Source organism: Proteus sp. fly-1067 (genome assembly GCF_040139345.1).
GTDB lineage: Bacteria > Pseudomonadota > Gammaproteobacteria > Enterobacterales > Enterobacteriaceae > Proteus > Proteus vulgaris_B.
In genome coordinates this window covers 1-3,371 of sequence record NZ_JBEEUL010000033.1, presented here as the reverse complement: position 1 = coordinate 3,371, position 3,371 = coordinate 1, and the positions used below count along the sequence as shown (strand labels likewise).

The 3,371-nt window shown below is 41.7% G+C and carries 6 protein-coding genes; all 6 read right to left on the bottom strand.

Annotated features, from left to right (window positions below):
• A partial coding sequence (locus ABN217_RS18715; protein WP_349459770.1) for a hypothetical protein occupies window positions 1–314 on the bottom strand: 314 nt, incomplete at its 3' end.
• Window positions 311–751, bottom strand: a complete 441-nt coding sequence (locus ABN217_RS18710) for an HK97-gp10 family putative phage morphogenesis protein (protein WP_023582509.1) — start codon at window positions 749–751, stop codon at window positions 311–313. The genes ABN217_RS18710 and ABN217_RS18715, both read right to left, overlap by 4 nt.
• On the bottom strand, window positions 748–1,071 hold the full coding sequence (locus ABN217_RS18705; protein WP_196544019.1) for a phage head closure protein: 324 nt from the start codon (window positions 1,069–1,071) through the stop codon (window positions 748–750). The genes ABN217_RS18710 and ABN217_RS18705 overlap by 4 nt, the downstream gene beginning before the upstream one ends.
• Window positions 1,068–1,376, bottom strand: a complete 309-nt coding sequence (locus tag ABN217_RS18700; RefSeq protein WP_115350927.1) for a head-tail connector protein — start codon at window positions 1,374–1,376, stop codon at window positions 1,068–1,070. The genes ABN217_RS18705 and ABN217_RS18700 overlap by 4 nt, the downstream gene beginning before the upstream one ends.
• Window positions 1,377–1,471: 95 nt before the next feature.
• Window positions 1,472–2,680 (bottom strand): phage major capsid protein, encoded by a 1,209-nt coding sequence (locus ABN217_RS18695; protein WP_349459769.1) that lies wholly within the window; start codon window positions 2,678–2,680, stop codon window positions 1,472–1,474.
• Window positions 2,681–2,693: 13 nt separating this feature from the next.
• Entirely contained in the window at window positions 2,694–3,338 is a 645-nt protein-coding gene (locus tag ABN217_RS18690; protein ID WP_349459771.1) for an HK97 family phage prohead protease, read from the bottom strand.
• Between the last annotated feature and the right edge of the window lie 33 nt (window positions 3,339–3,371).

Below are 3,371 nucleotides of genomic sequence, written 5' to 3'. Positions count from 1 at the left end.
AATGTTGCTCTAAACAATCCTGTATCAGGCTCGTAGCCTTGTTTTTCTGAAATTTCAACAGGGCTTAATTTTGTTAATGCATTAGCAAATAACAAGCGAAGCGTTCTCGCCTCATCAATCGTATCGGCATAAACATCAACCTGAATATTCGTCATCGTTTCGGCTTGCCCTTTCAGTACATCGCCTTTGACATCGTACAAAGAAAAGACACACCAAGGCGCTGTTATTGCAGGGTTTGATTGTGGAGCAACATACGGAAAAACTTTATCAGGTAATACAGGTGATAAAATTGCGTAGATATCCGCCTCTGTCATTTTCCTAGCGCCTCATCAATCGCTCTATTTAATTCGCTAATGGCTAAATTGGCTGCCTTATCCGATTCACGATCAAAAGTAGGACGTATAAAAGGCCTTGGCGCCATTTTAGAAGTGCCCTCTTCAAGAAAGCGCCAATAAAAGGCATTGTTAGGATGATCACTTTTCATCGAGGTATCACTGTTTGTACCTGATGCGTTACTTCCTCGAACATAAACGCCCGAAGAAACCTCACCTTTATTGCGCATTCTGTGATTACGGGTCACTATATTTCGTGCTAATTTTCCCGTCTTTCGTGGCGCGGACGTTCTGATTTCATCACGTAATAACGTTGCGGCCGCATTGGTTGCTTTTCGCATCGCTTGATGACTTTCAGCTCGACTTAAAACATCTAACTCTCTTGATAAGTCGAGTAGATCGGAGAAATCCAAATTCATGATTGTTTAACTCCTTGTTTGCATAGTAATTCTAATCGAGTCAATTTCTCATCAGGGATGACTGACTGAATATCATAAATTTGCTCATGCCAAACCATTCTGCAGGTACTGTTAATATCGGGTCGATAACGCATCCACACTCTAACAGTAACCTCTGACATTTCAGCATTAGCGGATATCAGTTCACGACCAGAAAGATGTTTTACTTCGCACCGCACGGAAGCGATATCAATCCACTCTTTTTTAAGTTGCCCTGAAGGTAACTTAATGGGTACGTTCTGTTGAAATATGACAGTTTGACGCAATCTTCCTGCTTTCATGATTGCCCTCGCATGGGTCTGATACGATATTCACGCAATGCATTACATAGCGACTCGGGGAGTGATTGACCTTCACGATTCTCATACCAAAAACCAACCATTTGCATGAGCCTTATTTTTATATCTTCGGAAAGAAGTAAGCCATAATGATCATTTTCAGGTATTTCATCATCATACAATTTTCGGTTTGTTAATCTTTCCACTTCGGCTATCGCTGATGATAGATTTTGTTGAAGTAAATCATCATCCTGATCAGCATCGATATAGCATTGGCGTTTCAATTCATCGATAGTTGGGAATGCCATGAAACCTCCAATAAATCCTGCGATCTATCCCGATCGCAGGCACAAAAAAACCGCAATTAAGCGGTATATATGAAACTGAGATACATAAACTCAGATTATTTAGTGGCTCCAGCTTTCAGTAACTTCACCGCATTACTGTCAACCAACATAGAGCCAACGCGTTTCGTCGTATAGAAATGTACAAACGGTTTGTTGGTGTACGGGTCACGTAACATACGAACACCAATACGATCAAGAATGGTGTAACAGCGATTGAAGTTACCAAAAGCAATCGGCACAGCATCAGCAGAGACATCATCAAATTGCTCATTTTCTGCAATGCCATACCCTAATAATGCAGAAGGTTGCCCTAATTGCAGACCGGGTTGCCACAAATAATTACCTTGAGCATCTTTCAGTGTGCGAACTTGGAATAATGTATTGTTATTCATCATAAATTTAGCACCTGTACGATAAACTTTTCGCATGGTGTAAATTAATTTCATGACTTCATCCGCGGTAATTTCTGTCGGTTCTTTCAATAACAAATGCTGTAACTTACCCCATTCACGCTCTTTGTCGCCTTTATCGTCACTGCCGTATGCCAACAAGCCTTTAGGTTTTTTAATACCGTCACCATGGGTAAATACCGCTTCTTCCTGCTCCGCAAATTCTGTAGCTAACTCACTAGTGATGAATTGCTCAACATTAAAAAAGGCATCATCAAGCATGGTTTGAGTGGCGGCAGGGTTACCGTAGATTTCCCCCCAGAACGGTTCAATAGAAGCGAGTTTTGATGTGTTAGTTTCGGGACGTTTGTCCACTTCACCCACCCATCCACTATTTGTGCCACCTTGGTTAATCAGGCGTTTAAACTTCTCTGTGCCAACCGTAATCACATTACACTCTTGGCGCATAACCACTTCATCACGTAATGCCGTAATGATATTACGATCCAGTTCTTCGGGTACTGCATAACCGCCGTCAGGATCTGAACCGACCTGCATTGCTTTACGCTCTAATTCCGCAAGCCCATCATCGGTGCCTTTACGCACAAACAATTCAAACGCAGTTTTATGCTCAGAGACGTCTTTATTCGTCACGTTACCATCTGGACGTTTTACCAAAGCGAGTTCAGCTTCTAAATTGCTTTTTAATTCATCCAGCTCTGATAATTTGCTATTTAAGTTATCAACGGTTGCTGATAACTTACTTTTTTCAGCTTCAATCGCATCAATACGTTTATCATTCGACTTTTTAAATTCGTCAAACTGACCTTTTAATTCCTGCGCAACTTCACTGACGTCTTTATGATCAATAGCCATAATTTTTCCTTTATTATTTAAAAATAGATTTCAATGTTTCTAATGCTTCTTGCTCAACATCACGCAGAGAAAGTGCATCGTAGCCCTTGGCCATAAAAGCCTTAGCTTGCGTTCGCGAAAGCCCAACATCGCGCAGGACTCGCTCAATACTTTTTTGTGTGGGTAATTCACCACGAGCAAATGCCGACTTCACATCACTGACTCGCGCTTCATCATTGGAAGGAAATGTCACTAAGCTGACTTCCCATAGGTCGATTTCTTTCAGTAGAAAGGCATCATTACTGCGGTCATATTCATAATCTTTAAGAATGTAACCAATAGAAAGGCCGGAGAGTGATCCGGCCTTCATATGAGCATGTGCACGTTTAGATAAAGGATCGTCATCAATTAACAGGCGCCCTTTCACATAAAGCCCAGTACTGTCCTCTCGCATCTCGGTATAAATACCAATAGGCTCAGCCATTTGATGTTGCCAAAGTAAAGCAGGTAACGCACCTTTTTCTTTCCACTGACTCAGGGAATTAAGAAAAGCCCCCGGCATCACAATATCGGCATAACTGTCTTTTACCCCGAAAACAGAGCCGTAACCTTCAAACTCACCAGAATCACTAACTGACTTAATTTTCAATGGCACATCAAGCCGTTGTTTGGTCGTCATCGGCATGCGCTTTCTCCTCTTGTTTTTGGGTTT